12 protein-coding genes and 2 pseudogenes are annotated in these 14,520 nt (G+C 39.3%); 4 read left to right on the forward strand and 10 right to left on the reverse strand.

Annotated features, from left to right (window positions below; all coding sequences use genetic code 11):
• Positions 1-16 precede the first annotated feature (16 nt).
• The 3 genes and pseudogenes from ACO1PF_RS03790 to murB all read right to left on the reverse strand — a co-directional run.
• Complete coding sequence (locus ACO1PF_RS03790) at positions 17-475, reverse strand: NUDIX hydrolase (protein ID WP_423190025.1); 459 nt, start codon at positions 473-475, stop codon at positions 17-19.
• Complete coding sequence (locus ACO1PF_RS03795; RefSeq protein WP_423190026.1) at positions 475-1,398, reverse strand: Gfo/Idh/MocA family protein; 924 nt, start codon at positions 1,396-1,398, stop codon at positions 475-477. Before ACO1PF_RS03795 ends, ACO1PF_RS03790 begins: the two co-directional genes overlap by 1 nt.
• Positions 1,399-1,650: 252 nt before the next feature.
• Positions 1,651-2,547: pseudogene (murB, locus tag ACO1PF_RS03800) on the reverse strand (UDP-N-acetylmuramate dehydrogenase); the annotation flags it as partial.
• Positions 2,548-3,158: 611 nt separating this feature from the next.
• Here murB and ACO1PF_RS03805 point away from each other — a divergent pair.
• Positions 3,159-5,789: a cation-translocating P-type ATPase gene (locus ACO1PF_RS03805; RefSeq protein WP_423190027.1), complete on the forward strand. Its 2,631-nt coding sequence runs from the start codon at positions 3,159-3,161 to the stop codon at positions 5,787-5,789.
• Positions 5,790-5,952: 163 nt separating this feature from the next.
• Complete coding sequence (locus tag ACO1PF_RS03810; protein WP_423190028.1) at positions 5,953-6,477, forward strand: 3'-5' exonuclease; 525 nt, start codon at positions 5,953-5,955, stop codon at positions 6,475-6,477.
• A 39-nt stretch (positions 6,478-6,516) separates the two neighbouring features.
• Here the strand turns inward: ACO1PF_RS03810 and ACO1PF_RS03815 are convergent, their stop codons facing one another.
• The 3 genes from ACO1PF_RS03815 to ACO1PF_RS03825 all read right to left on the reverse strand — a co-directional run bounded on the left by ACO1PF_RS03815 (position 6,517) and on the right by ACO1PF_RS03825 (position 8,061).
• Positions 6,517-7,035: a GNAT family N-acetyltransferase gene (locus ACO1PF_RS03815; RefSeq protein WP_423190029.1), complete on the reverse strand. Its 519-nt coding sequence runs from the start codon at positions 7,033-7,035 to the stop codon at positions 6,517-6,519.
• On the reverse strand, positions 7,028-7,486 hold the full coding sequence (gene tsaE / locus ACO1PF_RS03820) for a tRNA (adenosine(37)-N6)-threonylcarbamoyltransferase complex ATPase subunit type 1 TsaE (RefSeq protein ID WP_423190030.1): 459 nt from the start codon (positions 7,484-7,486) through the stop codon (positions 7,028-7,030). The genes ACO1PF_RS03815 and tsaE overlap by 8 nt, the downstream gene beginning before the upstream one ends.
• Before the next feature lie 110 nt (positions 7,487-7,596).
• Complete coding sequence (locus ACO1PF_RS03825; protein ID WP_423190031.1) at positions 7,597-8,061, reverse strand: Dps family protein; 465 nt, start codon at positions 8,059-8,061, stop codon at positions 7,597-7,599.
• Positions 8,062-8,198: 137 nt separating this feature from the next.
• On the opposite strand from ACO1PF_RS03825, the gene ACO1PF_RS03830 reads away from it, so the two are divergent.
• Both ACO1PF_RS03830 and ACO1PF_RS03835 read left to right on the forward strand, forming a co-directional pair.
• Positions 8,199-8,834: an MBL fold metallo-hydrolase gene (locus ACO1PF_RS03830; RefSeq protein ID WP_423190496.1), complete on the forward strand. Its 636-nt coding sequence runs from the start codon at positions 8,199-8,201 to the stop codon at positions 8,832-8,834.
• Positions 8,788-9,804 carry an asparaginase gene (locus ACO1PF_RS03835; protein ID WP_423190497.1) on the forward strand — a complete coding sequence of 339 codons (1,017 nt, stop codon included), beginning with the start codon at positions 8,788-8,790 and terminating at the stop codon, positions 9,802-9,804. Before ACO1PF_RS03830 ends, ACO1PF_RS03835 begins: the two co-directional genes overlap by 47 nt.
• A gap of 49 nt (positions 9,805-9,853) precedes the next feature.
• Here the strand turns inward: ACO1PF_RS03835 and ACO1PF_RS03840 are convergent, their stop codons facing one another.
• From ACO1PF_RS03840 to ACO1PF_RS03855, 4 genes and pseudogenes are all read right to left on the reverse strand, one after another.
• Positions 9,854-11,254, reverse strand: coding sequence for a glycoside hydrolase family 32 protein (locus tag ACO1PF_RS03840; protein ID WP_423190032.1), 1,401 nt, complete (start codon positions 11,252-11,254; stop codon positions 9,854-9,856).
• Between the two features lie 33 nt (positions 11,255-11,287).
• Positions 11,288-12,682, reverse strand: a pseudogene (locus tag ACO1PF_RS03845) (sucrose-specific PTS transporter subunit IIBC); the annotation flags it as partial.
• An 88-nt stretch (positions 12,683-12,770) separates the two neighbouring features.
• Positions 12,771-13,754 carry a LacI family DNA-binding transcriptional regulator gene (locus ACO1PF_RS03850; protein WP_423190033.1) on the reverse strand — a complete coding sequence of 328 codons (984 nt, stop codon included), beginning with the start codon at positions 13,752-13,754 and terminating at the stop codon, positions 12,771-12,773.
• Between the two features lie 15 nt (positions 13,755-13,769).
• Entirely contained in the window at positions 13,770-14,510 is a 741-nt protein-coding gene (locus ACO1PF_RS03855) for an acyl-[acyl-carrier-protein] thioesterase (protein WP_423190034.1), read from the reverse strand.
• Positions 14,511-14,520: the final 10 nt, after the last annotated feature.

Here is a 14,520-nt window from a genome sequence, read left to right on the forward strand (position 1 = left end):
GAAAAGCAATATTTTTTTAGTTTGTTCTTAGACTATTTTCAATAAATATGTTTAAAAATTGACGCCATCTCTTATTCATTTTTTCAGGTACTTGATTTAAGGGGAAATACTGTAAGGTCAATGATTCATCTGAATGATTTTTAAGTTCTCCTTCAAAATCATTTATTGCGTACAATGCCGTCACGGAATAGTACCGGTCGCCATTGTCCAGCCTGACAAAAAAGTCTTTCCCCGAGAGAATATCAACAAAATCATAAGCGTTAACTATTAGATTGGTCTCTTCTCTCACTTCTCGTACGACCGTCTCTTCAAAACTTTCTCCAAGCTCCATTAATCCACCAGGCAGTCCCCAGGTTTCGTCTGGTCGCTGCTGCAGCAAGACCTCTTTTTGTTCGTTCAAAATAAAAGCCACAGAACCATTTAATATGAGCACATCATGTCCGACTTTTTCTCTCAGTTTGGTCACATAGTCCATTAATTCAAGCCATTTTTTTCATATTCACTTATCATCATTTCGCAAATTTCATGACTCTGCAAGGCACTTTCCAGTGAGACGGGATTTTCACCCTTTGTTTCCACTGCATGAAGAAAGGCATTGATCATAGGTACAAAGCCGCGTTTTTCAAGAGTCATGACCCAGTCTCCCGCTTTTGTATGGGTGATTTCGTTCTCCGTGTATGTCGCTTTGTCTGTTAGATTTTCTAAAACAATTGTTTCCGACTTGCTTTGTATTTCATATTTTTCCAATTTAGTGCCTGATTCATTATTGATTGAGACATAAGCCGTTGTCTTAGGTGTTTCCAACAAGACCCATGCACGGGGAAACTGATTGTCTTGCATAACGATCTGAGAATTCACAACTTTTGCTGGTTCTTCCAATAGGTAAAGAGCGGTATCCAGAGGATGAATCATCAAGTCGTACATCCTGTACCTGACATCAAAGTCCGTCTTGTTTACCTGATTTTTTTGCATGATGATATGATTTTTATCGGGCAGTTGTTTTATATCCTGAACCATTGGAGCAAAGCGTCTATTAAACCCAGTCATAAAAAGCGTATCTTGTTTTATTGCGAAATCCAGTAAGGCTTTAGTACTCACAATATTTTCAGTCACTGGTTTATCGACAAACGTTGGAATATGGTTATCTAAAAAGCCTCGACATACCTCTTCATGTGTTTCTGTTGGTGTATGAATAAAGACTGCATCCACAATTTCCAGCAAGTCACGCCAGTCAGTGAATTGACGTTCTACCGGTACTCCGTATTTATTTCCTAATTCTCTTAACGTTTTTTCTGTCCGTGTCGAAAAATACCACTCGTGTTCTGGGAAGACCTTCGTATATACTGGTAAGTATGCTTTTTGAGCGATACCTCCAAGTCCTATTACACCAATTTTCATGACAAAACCTCCATTTATGATTATTACCTTTAATATAACATGTCATGCATTAATTCAGCGCAGCATTGTTTTTAAATAAAAAAGCAATTCTAGACACACTGCTTTGTCGCATCCGTGTATAGAATCGCTTTATTCATTTAAGTTTCATTCGTTTAAGCTTTCTTCAGTTAAAAAGATTTTATTGAATTTTGCTTTTATCGTGTCTTTCGCTTTACTGATCAATTCGAGGCCTGCATTTTCTTCCGTTATCAAATCTTCACCGATAATTTTGACTTCTGTTTCTAACGTGACACCATCTTTTTCCAAGATAACTTCCTTGATATGATCGATCAATTCAATATAGTCTGTGGCTGTTGCGTTATTTATATTAACAATAAACCCAGCATGCTTGGTTGAAACTTGAGCGCCTCCCCAAATAAACCCTTGTAAACCGGCATCTTGGATAAGTTTACCAGTGAAATAACCTGTCGGACGTTTAAAAACAGAACCACATGATGGGTATTCCAATGGTTGTCTAGAGGTTCTCAGATAAGTCAATTCATCCATTTTCTCTTTGATTTCTTCCTTATCTCCAGGCTCAAGTTCAAACACAACTTCTAGAGCGATATCATCTGAGTCCTGTAAGATACTGTGACGGTAATCAAATTGCATGTCCCCGTTGACCATCTCTTTTATTATGCCTTGACGGGTCAACACCGTTACTTTCTTAATGACCTCTTTCACTTCTCCGCCATAAGCACCGGCGTTCATATAAATGGCTCCACCCACGCTTCCAGGAATACCGCAGGCAAATTCCAATCCTGTTAAGCCGGCGTCATAAGCTCGCTTACTTACTTCAATCAATGGTGCCCCTGCAAACACTCGTATGATATTATCCTGAATAGATACTTGATTCATATCTGTCAAAATAATTGTCGCTCCTCGAATCCCACCATCCTTAACAATCAAATTGCTCGCATTGCCTAAAATAGTCAGGGGCCAGTTATTCTCATTTAGCCATTTCACCAGGCTTTGCACTTCCTCTTTGCTCTTAGGAAAAACTAGGGCATCCGCAGGTCCACCTGTCTTTGTATATGTATATCGAGACAACGGTTCATTTTCTTTTATATTTGCATTAGGAAATGCTTTTTTAAAGGTTATTATAGTCATAGAATCAGTGATTCCTCTCGTGATAAGTGTTTGAATTCGGGTAAGTTATAATCTCTATCAAATAATCATATTCATTTTAACATTATTCTACCTCATTTTGTAGAATAATACCCAATTGTCACTTAATCGTCATGTGGTTGCTTGTTATCGATTGCTGTATACCATAAAAAAGATGTCCATTCTTAATTGGGTTACCGCTTTGGGATTCGCAAACAGTATGCTGGATGGTGGATCGATTATTCCTCAACTTCAGAACAGTTGGAATCTAAATTAAAAGCGTTTAAAATACACAGTGACCAAATGAGATCTGGCCACCGTCCAGTTTAAATCGATATTGATTTGATAATTTAAATCACTCATAAAATCATATTGTTTCTTGTTATTGAAATAAGATACTTGCTTTTCAAAAAAGACTTATCTATAATTAGCTAGACAATTAAATATTATATATGCGGGAGTAACTTGCAGAGATAATCTGTTGCAGTGCCACCATTCGTAGATTGATAATCTGCTGGTGCTGTATTAAATAGTGAGACGTATACGGATTATTCATCATTTATTCCGTATGCGTCTTTTTTCTTACTCCAATATAAACCAGAAAGGATAAAACAATGAATCATTACCATGAGACAAAAGAAAAAGTACTGGAATCCATCGGCACGACTAAAGAAGGACTCAGTCAATCGGAGGTTGACAAACGCCTGGAAGAAAACGGCTATAACGAAATTAGTCGAAAAGATAAAAAATCTATTTTCTCCATGTTTATTGAATCGTTTAAAGATCCAATGGTCATTGTTTTATTAATTGTTGCCATTGTTCAGGTAGCTATTGGTGAATGGATCGAATCGTTGATCATCTTCGTCGTGTTGATTTTAAACTCCATACTAAGCGTTGTACAGACGAAAAAGGCGGAGGATTCACTCGAATCTCTGGAAAAAATGTCTGCCCCGACCGCTAACGTTTTTCGCGATGGAAAGCGAAAAGAGATTGAAGCTAGAGAATTAGTGGTTGGTGATGTGGTCGCGCTAGAAGCCGGTGATAATATCCCTGCTGACGGTCGGTTGATAGAAGCAGAATCACTTCAAGTAGAAGAAGGTGCCTTAACCGGTGAATCCATGCCTTCAGAAAAAACAGATAAAGCTTTAAGTAAAGACATTCCACTCGCCGATCGAATCAATATGGTTTACAGCAGTACCATGGTAACTGCCGGACGCGGTATGATGGTCGTGACTTCAACGGGTGAAGGTACTGAGATGGGAAAAGTTGCTGAACTTGTTCAAAACGCATCTGCCAAACAGACTCCGCTGCAAAGACAACTGGCGACATTCAGTAAAAAATTAGGTGTAGCTATCTTGCTCTTATCTCTTCTGATCTTTGGTATTCAAGCTGCTCGTATATTCCTGGGCGATACGCAAGATGTAACCGTGCCATTGCTTAACGCCTTTATGTTTGCTGCTGCCGTAGCGGTTGCCGCTATTCCAGAAGCGTTGCAGTCTATCGTAACCATCGTTTTATCGGTCGGCACAAATAAAATGGCAAAAAATAATGCGATAATCAGACAACTTCCCGCTGTAGAGACACTTGGTTCTACCAGTGTAATTTGTACAGATAAGACCGGTACATTAACACAGAACAAAATGACAGTTGTTGATGACTATATTCCTAATGGCGAGTCCAATTTATTTTCAGGAGATAGTAGCAAATGGTCAGAGTCAGAGAAAATACTGATGCAAGTCGCAGTCTTGACTAATGATTCAACTATAAATGAAAAAGGTGAATCAAGTGGTGACCCCACCGAAGTTGCTTTAATAGCCTACAGTAATAAGCAAAACCTTCCATACGGTTCCGTAAGAGATGAATACCCTAGAATTGCTGAACTGCCTTTTGACTCCAGTCGCAAACGTATGTCAACCGTTCACGAGATAGACGGTGAAAAACGGCTGCTTACAAAAGGTGGACCAGATGTTTTATTCAAACTTTGTTCCAGAGTGCGAATGGATGGGGAAACGGTTGAATTAACTGAAGAACGTCTGGAAGAATTAAGACAAAAAAATGAAGAGTTTTCTGATCAAACGATGCGTGTACTCGCCTTTGCCTATAAACCAATCGATTCAACCGAGGTCAGTATTGAAGACGAAGACGACTTGATTTTCATCGGTCTGCTAGCCATGATCGACCCACCACGCGAAGCAGTTTATCACGCAGTAGAAGATGCAGCGAAGGCCGGCGTACGAACTGTCATGATTACCGGTGACCATAAAACGACCGCCCGTGCTATCGGACGCGATTTGAACATTTTCAAAGAAGGCAATCTGGCGTATACAGGTCAGGAATTGGATGCTTTATCTGAAGAAGAACTCATGGATCAGCTGGAAGACATCACAGTTTATGCTCGAGTAACACCGGAAAACAAAATCCGTATCGTTACAGCTTGGCAGAATAAAAACCAGATCACTGCCATGACTGGTGATGGTGTCAATGATGCTCCTGCTTTGAAACAAGCGGATATCGGTATAGCTATGGGAAGCGGAACGGATGTGGCCAAAGACGCTTCAGCAATGATTTTGACTGATGATAATTTCGTTTCCATTGTTCGTGCCATTTCAGTAGGACGTACAATTTACAGTAACATCAAAAAATCTATTGCCTACCTGTTCTCAGGAAATCTAGGTGCTGTGATTGCAATCATATTTGCTCTGATTGTGAACTGGGTGAGCCCGTTCACGGCCTTGCAGCTTCTCTTTATCAACCTGGTCAATGACTCACTTCCAGCTATAGCTTTAGGCCTTGAACCGGCCGAACCTAATGTCATGGAACAGAAACCGCGTGATCCGGATGAATCTATTTTTTCTGGCAACACATTTAGAATCGTTCTTTTCCGTGGGGTGCTTATTGCTATCGCAGTAATTATCTCTCAGTATATTGGTCTTCAGACTTCTAATGAGATGAGTGTCGCCATGGCCTTTACCACGTTGATACTGTCCCGGACACTTCAAGTCTTCCCGGCACGTTCAAATGTAGAAACAAGCATTGGTGCTGGATTCTTCCGTAACAAATTTGTGATTATCGCTTTCGTTGTATGTATTGGGTTATACGGCATTACACTATTACCCGCAGTTAGAAGTGTATTCTATATCCCTGCTGCCTTTGGTTTATCAGAATGGGCTATTGCAGCCGGTTTAGCCTTTGCAACTACGATAATTATGGAACTCAGAAAAATAGTCTTACCTTACAAAGTATAAAAAGAGTTAAAAGGCACGGAATATCTCGTTACGAGATATTCCGTGCCTTCCTTTTTTACAACTAAAGTCATTTTACTTTGATCCCGTTATTCGTCTTGAAACTCCTGTGAATCATGCTATACTATAAAGACTAAATAAGATTTAAGTAAAAGAGGTTAACTAAATGAATTTTACAGCTATAGATTTTGAAACAGCCAACCGACAGTCACACAGTGCCTGTTCTGTTGCTTTAACCATCGTTAGAGACAGCAAGGTCGTCGATGAATATTACACCTTGATCCAACCTGAAACATGGTTTGACCGTATGAACACACAGATCCACGGAATAAGTGAATCTGACGTATATGACTCACCCAAATTTCCTGATGTATGGAAAGATATGAAAAGATTTTTCACCCCAGATCAACTAGTCGTGGCTCACAACATGCCATTTGATAAACGTATTCTGACTGGTACGCTGTTACATTACGGTATAGACGCACCTGGATTCCAAACATTATGCACTGTGCAGTCTTCACGCTCACTGCTGCGGGAATTACCGAATCACAAATTAAATACGGTTGCCGCACATTATGGCATCCCTTTAAATCACCATCATGCATTGGATGATGCGCGCGCCTGTGCAACGATATTACTCAATCAGGAAAAAGAATATGGTAAGCTTTCTCTGGATCGCTTCATTAAATAATCGACAAAAACCCGTCAGGAATAATTCCTGACGGGTTTTTTATATCAACTTACTCATTAAACAGACGTTGAGTAATTGCCCTTCGTCTTTGACGCCTTGTTCCATAATAGCTTCTAATTTGAAACCCAACTTTTCATATAAATGACGGGCGCGGCTATTTCGTTCCTGCACTTTTAATTCTAGGCGACTAAGTATTGGCGATTCATCTGCCCAAAGTAATAATTCCTCCATCAGCAACGTTCCTAACCCAAATCCCCAATAACCCTTGTCTACGACGACACCTATTTCTCCAATATGTTCGATTTTAGGTTTATCGGAAGCGTGTATAGATGCAATACCCACAATCTCTTCATCCACACGGGCAATAAACACACAATTATTTAAAGAAGAATAGATAGTATCAAGTTGTTCCTCTTCTTCCTCAACGCTCACGCCAACCCCTTCTCTACCTTGTGTCATAAATCCTGTCTGAGCTGCTGTTTCATTCAAAAACTTTAAGAGCTGTTCTGCATCGCTTGGAATGGCTTCCCGTATAATACAATCAATTGTTTCATTCATTTTCTAATCGCTCCACTATTTCAGTATATTTTTTACCATGTGCTTTAAAAATCAATTCACGTTGTTCTGAATCGTTTAAAACATTGATTTCAATCAGCAGGTGTTCCGCTGGTAGCTCTTCTTTCATAAAAGAACCCCATTCCACAATGGTGACCCCTTCACCAAAAAAGTACTCTTCCAATCCCAAATCTTCGTCTTCTGCGTCTTCAAGACGATAGAGATCCATATGATAAAGTGGTAGGTCCCCATCAGTGTATTCCTTTATCAATGTATAGGTGGGACTCTTTATTATGCGTTTGATCCCTAGTCCTTCGGCAACACCCTTAGTAAAGGTCGTCTTGCCTGCCCCTAACTGACCTTCCAGCAATACAGTCATGGAGGGCTTTAGTAGGGCAGCTAATTTTTTTGCAATCATTTTTGTCTCTTGCTCATTTTTTGTAATTATCTTCATCGTTACCCTTCTCTACTCATAAACTATTCATAATCCTATCACATTTTTTTGAATAATCCTACTCTTTACAAAAAAAGAGCCGGCTAAATGCCAGCTCCTTATGTTCACTGTTATTTACCTAATGCGTTTTTTCCTGCATAAGCCCAAAGCATCCAGATCGTTTGATCAACAAATGCTTTTTGTGCGATCAGCATATCAACGGTTACATCATCATTGTTTTCATCGATCAACTCGATTGCATTTTTCAAATCGTCTCTGAGGATTTCAAAATCTAAAACGATAGCTTTAATGAATGGTTCTTCAGGAATGTTTTTGTTCTCAAGCGTTTCTTTAATGGATGAATGATCAATAAATTCTTGTAGAGTTGAATAGGGTTCTCCGCCGATCTGCAAGAGTCTTTCAGCTGTAGCATCCATGTGTTTAGTTATTTCGTCATAATACTCTTCCAATTTAACATGTAAATTAAAGAAATGATGTCCTCTGATAAACCAGTGAGCTTGATGGAGTTTCGTATAAAACAGACCTTGTGTAGCAACAAGATCGTTTAAACATTCTTTTACTTCTGATGTCGACATTTTAATTCCTCCTATGTTTTTTTTCTTCTATCTATAGAATATGACAAAATTTTCACGTTCTCAACCAATATGCCTTTATCGACAGAAGATAACTATTTGGTTATACTAAACGAAGAACAAAGGAGGTCCTATGAATGATTCAAGTAAAACAAATCGAAACAGGCGCTATTGGAGAGAATTGCTATATCATCTATAACAATATTGAAGCATTGATTGTCGACCCAGGTGCTGAAACAAGTAAGATCAAGAACGAACTGGAAAATTTGAGCGTTACACCCTTAGCTGTAATATTGACCCACACTCATTATGATCATATCGGGGCATTGGAAGATATCCGAGTGGATTATGACATCCCTGTCTACGTTAGCCCAAAAGAACAAGATTGGTTAGGCAATCCAAGTCTGAATTTATCGACTTACACGAATCATATAATAAAAGCTAATCCCGCAGAATACACATTTGAACCATCGGAATTAGTTACCATCGGTCCTTTTTCATTCGAAGTGGTCGCTACTCCCGGGCACTCGCCAGGTGGTGTCAGTTTCATTTTTAAAGAAGCTGCCTGTGTCTTTTCTGGAGATGCCTTATTTAAAGGCGGTATCGGCCGGACAGATTTACCCGGGAGCGAACCGGAAAAATTGATCCCCGCTGTTGAAGAAATGCTTTTTGTCTTGCCAGACGACTACACCGTTTATCCTGGTCACACCGATTCTACAACCATCGGTTATGAAAAACAAACGAACCCTTACTTTAGAAAAAGAAAGGATAGTTAAAGTGAAAAGAATTTTACTTTTGCATACAGGTGGCACTATTTCAATGAGTACCGACCAGCGTACAGGTGCCGTTAAACCAACCGATGAACATCCTTTACACCAGTACAGTCACTTATTTGAAGAAAATATCGAAATAACTGAAGAGGATATTTTTCATTTACCTTCACCACATGTTACTCTGCACAATATGCTGGATATACAAAAAAGACTCATTAAAGCCATTGAAGAAGAACGTTTCGACGGTGCTGTGATTACTCACGGAACAGATACGCTGGAAGAAACGGCCTACTTTTTAGACCTGTCTCTAAATTCACCTTTCCCAATTGTACTGACAGGTGCAATGCGACCCACGGATGAACTCGGGTCTGATGGAGTGAGCAACTTGCAAAATGCGATCTGGACGGCTTTATCCAATGATTCGAAAGATAAAGGTGTGCTGGTTGTTATGAACGAAGAAATACACACTGCGCGATATGTCACCAAAACACACACGACCAATGTAGCGACTTTCAGAACGCCAACATTTGGTCCAATCGGCATCGTATCTAAACACGTAGTCCGATTCTTTCAGAAATTAGTCTTTGACGAAACTTATCCTGTCCGGTCCATTTCTAAAAATGTGTGTTTGATTAAAGCTTTCGCCGGAATGGATAGCACACTTTTCGATGCCCTTGCTTCAACTAATATTGACGGTCTCGTTATTGAGGCCTTAGGTGCTGGGAATCTACCTCCAGCTACCTTACCGGGCATCAAAAAACTGCTTAATAATAACGTTAAGATCGTCATCACTTCCCGCGCATTCAGTGGGATAGCTCAAGATATTTACGCTTATAAAGGCGGGGGAAAACACCTGAAAGAACTTGGTGCTATTTTTGCTCCAGGTCTGACCGGAGTAAAAGCACGAATCAAATTACAAGTCATTCTAGAACAAGATAACGCAGACGAATTGATCAAACAATGTTTTGATTGATTAACCAAAAACAACGCTCATCTGTAAAATAACAGATAAGCGTTGTTTTCTATTTAAACTGTATCGTTCTTTTTAATTCATGAACAGATAAGTCAGCTAAATGATCTTTCCAATTTTCATCTTTCCATTGCCATTCATTGGTTCTATTGTCATTGAAATAACGCAATGAGAACACTTCAGCACCCTGATTCAGATAGATTTCCATTGATGAATCCTCCAGGAATAACTGAACTGTTTCAAGCGATCGTGTCAAATTGACACTTCTTGTTTCTCGCTCTCCCGTTAACCAGTTTGTGCGCTCGACGGTAATACGCTTTTCGGCCGCTTCATAAATTACTGTGACTTCATTACGGAAGTTCCAGGTAAATGATGCCGGCGCCTCGTTCCACGAACAATTCATTTCTTGTTCAGGTGTGGACAATTCAATTCTATCCTTCTGAGATATATCCTTCAACAGATCAAACGATTGGAGTCGCAACTCTTTCAATTCTTCGACCGGTTGCTGTAATAACTGATCTCCATCTATTTTAATTTCTCTAGGTAGCGTTAAGTGATGAATCCAACCCTCTTTTATAGTAGGGACTGCCTCCTCGACTTCAGGGACCATTGCCCCCATCCAACCGAAAACGATGGTTCTTCCATTATTATCTTTGAAAGATTGAGGAGCATAAAACTCAAAGCCTCGGTCCATTTCAACAAAATTTTCTTTATCCGGAATGAATTTCCCAGCTTTAACTTCTCCCAGCATGTACCCGGTTTGAAAGATGTTTTGGTATAAATCACCTTTAGCTTCTAAACCTTGCGGCGAAAAGACAAACACATCTTTATTGGGCAACTTTAACACATCTGGGCATTCCCACATATATCCAAAGTCTGACAAAGCACCCATAAATTCACCTTCAAATGACCAGTTGAGCAAATCAGTTGAACGATACACTATGGTCGTACCTTTCAAATCATGTGTTTGAGCGCCCAGTATCATCCAGTATCCATCTTTTTCCTGCCAGATTTTCGGATCTCTCAGGTGCGCCGTATAATTATTGGGATGATCGAACAACGGTCCTTTTTTCTCAAAATGAATACCGTCTTCTGAAATTGCTAAACATTGGTAACTCTCTCTCTCACCGTCGACGTTTCGGACGTTTCCGGTGTAAAACAAGTAAAGCTTTCCATCTTTCTCAAATGCACTACCAGAATAACACCCATCTTTATCGAACCAATCCGTCGGTTCCAAAGCCGGTCTTAAATAATCCCATTCAATCAAATCAGAAGAGACAGCATGCCCCCACGTTTTGTTTGCATGCGTTGTCCCTTCTGGGTTCCATTGAAAGAACACGTGATACTGATTGTTAAAATAAACTAAGCCATTGGGGTCATTGATGAGCCCATGAGGTGCGCGTAAATGATAATGGACTGTATAGTCTTCATCATTTTGTTCTACTTCTGACATCTTATTCCTCCTGAATAATTAAGCTTATGAACCTTCTATATCTTCTCTCATTTCATCAGTATAACCAAAGAGATAAGTGAGTGTAAAAGCAACACCGATGGCAACTAAGTTAGCTAAAATATACCAGAAGAGTTGGTCATTCAAATAAAGAAGCGTTCCTGGAATTACAGTTACTGCCATTCCTGTTGCTTCCAAGTTTAAAATATCCCCCAGGAAACCACCAGCAGCACCCCCGACTAAACCGAATACAAAAGGTTTAATGTATCGTAAGTTTACACCAAAGATAGCCGGTTCTGTGATTCCTAAAAAGGCTGATAAGGCTGAAGGATAAGCCAAAGCTTTCAGTTTTTTAGATTTTGTTTTCATAGCAACAGCTAAAGTTGCTCCACCTTGAGCGGCAACACTAGATGTAATGATCGCGTTATAAGGGTTTACACCTGTATTCGCTAACAACTGAATTTCTAAAAAGTTAAAGATATGGTGAACACCGGTTATAACCAGTATCTGATTTAATCCACCAATGATGATACCTGCTAGACCAAACGGTAAATCAAGTAACCAGATTACTGCAGCCAATATTACTTCTTCTAGTGAGTGGAATACTGGACCAATGATAAAGAGTGCAAGAATACTCATCACCAATAATGTCCCGAATGGCGAAATCAGTAAGTCTAAAGATTCAGGAACAGTCTTTCTAAACCATTTTTCGACTTTAGCTCCAATATAGCCCGCAATAAAGGCTGGTAAAACAGTTCCTTGATACCCAACGACGGGGATAAAACCTAGCATATAAATTGGTGATGCATCCCCGCTAGCTACTGCATAGGCATTCGGAAGTGCCGGATTAACTAACATCAATCCTAGAACTATCCCTATAACCGGTGAGCCGCCAAACACTCTAAATGCTGACCAGGCCACTAAAGCAGGTAAGAAAGCAAAAGCTGTATCCGTTAAGATTTGAGTATACAATAAGAAGTTTGCACTAATATCCTCTGGGACTAATCCAAATACACCTAAAACTTGCTCTTGCGTTAGTAAGCCGCGTAATCCCATAAATAGTCCCGTTGCAACAAGGACAGGAATTATTGGAACGAATACATCCCCAAATGTTCGAATAGCCCTTTGGAATGCGTTCCCTTGTTTTTTCGCCTCTTCTTTCATCTCTCCTTTAGACGTACCTGGTAAGCCCAGATCAATGATTTCATTATAAATTTTGTTAACCGTTCCTGTGCCAAAAATAATCTGATATTGACCAGAATTATAAAAGACACCTTTCACTTTTTCGATATCTTCTATTTTACTGTCATCCACTAGTTCTCTATCTTTGACCATTATGCGCAAACGCGTAGCACAATGTGCAACCGAATCAACATTATCTTTTCCGCCAATTGCATCGATTACTTGCTGAGCAATCTCTCTGTTATCCACCATATTTATCCCTCCAATTTTTATGGTTCCAATTTAATGGAACCGGTTCTACTTCATTATAAATGAATGCGTTTTCTTTGTAAACCCCTTATTTCATTTTTTTTGTCGTTTCTTTGATTATCAATTGATTGTCTAAAGCTTGCTGATGAGGAACCTCTTCTTTCATGATCATCTTCTCAAGTGTTTCAATGGCCAAATTACCAATAGTGAAATAAGGGTATTTAACGGTAGTCAATGCCGGTGACATAAAAGAGAGTAAATCATACCCTCCGTATCCTGCTATAGAAACATCCCCCGGAACAGACATATTCAAATCATTAGCCGCTTTCATTACTGCCAAAGCTATAGTGTCTGTTGCTCCTACAATAAATGTTGCTTCCGATTTTTTCAATTCTATAATAGCTGTATTGTAAGCCTCTCTCATGAGAAAAGAAGTCTCTACCATTTTCACTTTTGCCCTGCTGTTTCTTGAAATTTTTTTAAAGAATCCATCATATCGGTCACGACCAACCGCTTTATCTTCTCTTGATACGGTAAAATACAGGAAATTGTGATGCCCTAAATCCAAAGCATGTTGTGCAATTTTTTCACCTGCTCCATAATCATCATGAATGATGGAAGGAATTTCTTTTGTTTCTTGTCCCAAGACTAAGAAAGGTATATTAATTTCTTCTATTGCCTCTCTGTGTTTTTCTGTCACTTCTTTTGCTAAAAAGATAATGCCATCAACTTTTTGTTTAGCCAACGTGTTTATGTCTTCTATTTCTCTTTCTGTTTCCTGGTTAGCATTTGTAATGATCAACTGAAATCCTTTTTCATGCGCTTTAGAATCTATGCCAGACAGCACTTCATTCGTTGAAGGTGAATCCAGACGAGGAATAATCACTCCAATCATGTTTGTTTTTTGAGCTTTTAAACTTCGCGCAAACGTATTCGGTTTATAGCCCCTCCGCTTTACAATTTCGTCAATCTTTTCCTTCGTCTTGGGACTGACCGAACCATTATTTAAATAACGGGACACCGTACTCTTTGCTACACCCGCTTCTTTTGCAATATCATTTATCGTAACCATGATCACCCTCCCTTCTTATCTTTCATTCCATTGAAAACTAGCTGTAGCATGAATCGTTTCCCCCACGAGAATATGATGATCCGTGTAAATCTGTGTATCGGCACGATGGCTGACTTTACTTGTCACGGTATCGTCCTCTTTGACTTCTTTATCAAAAGTAATAATGCCATGTTGCATCTGATGTGATGCCATAAATGATGTATTTAAACTATCTAGTAACCATTCTATATATTTTGAATTATTAACATGCTGGTTTGCATCAATGTCAAAATAACGCACGCTATAATTTGTCTGAACTGCATGTATCTGATCTACTTCATGTGGTTTGGAATTTCGACGTATCCGTTCAGAGAAAGCGGCTTCATAGGGAGCAATGACCTCACTTGGAATTCTTGCCATCTTTCTATTTTCAATGTTCATGAGCGCAAATGTTGTCTTGACTTTTATTAGTTCATTTTGATTACTGTCCCGTACTATAAACTCACGGTAGGTAAAGAGCTTGTTATATTCTGTTGCAAAAGTTTCTATTTCTACTTCTTCTTTATAGCGTGGCATTCGTGCGACCATAAATTCATATCTGAGAACGATCCAGTTGAACCCCATTTCTCTGATAACTGATTCCTGCCTATTCAATTCGGCTGAATGATTTTCCGAGACATTTAAGAGCAAATTGACCAGCATAGATAAGGTCAGCTGTTGTGTACGATCACACATATAATATGTAACACTTTGTTTTTGTTTATACGATTGACTCACATTCATTTCT

The organism is Alkalibacterium sp. f15 (genome assembly GCF_049389645.1).
Classification (GTDB): domain Bacteria; phylum Bacillota; class Bacilli; order Lactobacillales; family Carnobacteriaceae_A; genus Alkalibacterium.

Coding starts and splice junctions, on each gene's coding strand:
- ACO1PF_RS03805 (WP_423190027.1), top strand. CDS start 3,159: ATGAATCATTACCATGAGACAAAAGAAAAAGTACTGGAATCCATCGGC.
- ACO1PF_RS03790 (WP_423190025.1), bottom strand. CDS start 475: ATGGACTATGTGACCAAACTGAGAGAAAAAGTCGGACATGATGTGCTC.
- tsaE (WP_423190030.1), bottom strand. CDS start 7,486: ATGAAGATAATTACAAAAAATGAGCAAGAGACAAAAATGATTGCAAAA.
- ACO1PF_RS03815 (WP_423190029.1), bottom strand. CDS start 7,035: ATGAATGAAACAATTGATTGTATTATACGGGAAGCCATTCCAAGCGAT.
- ACO1PF_RS03840 (WP_423190032.1), bottom strand. CDS start 11,254: ATGTCAGAAGTAGAACAAAATGATGAAGACTATACAGTCCATTATCAT.
- ACO1PF_RS03810 (WP_423190028.1), top strand. CDS start 5,953: ATGAATTTTACAGCTATAGATTTTGAAACAGCCAACCGACAGTCACAC.
- ACO1PF_RS03825 (WP_423190031.1), bottom strand. CDS start 8,061: ATGTCGACATCAGAAGTAAAAGAATGTTTAAACGATCTTGTTGCTACA.
- ACO1PF_RS03835 (WP_423190497.1), top strand. CDS start 8,788: ATGAAAAACAAACGAACCCTTACTTTAGAAAAAGAAAGGATAGTTAAA.
- ACO1PF_RS03795 (WP_423190026.1), bottom strand. CDS start 1,398: ATGAAAATTGGTGTAATAGGACTTGGAGGTATCGCTCAAAAAGCATAC.
- ACO1PF_RS03850 (WP_423190033.1), bottom strand. CDS start 13,754: ATGGTTACGATAAATGATATTGCAAAAGAAGCGGGTGTAGCAAAGAGT.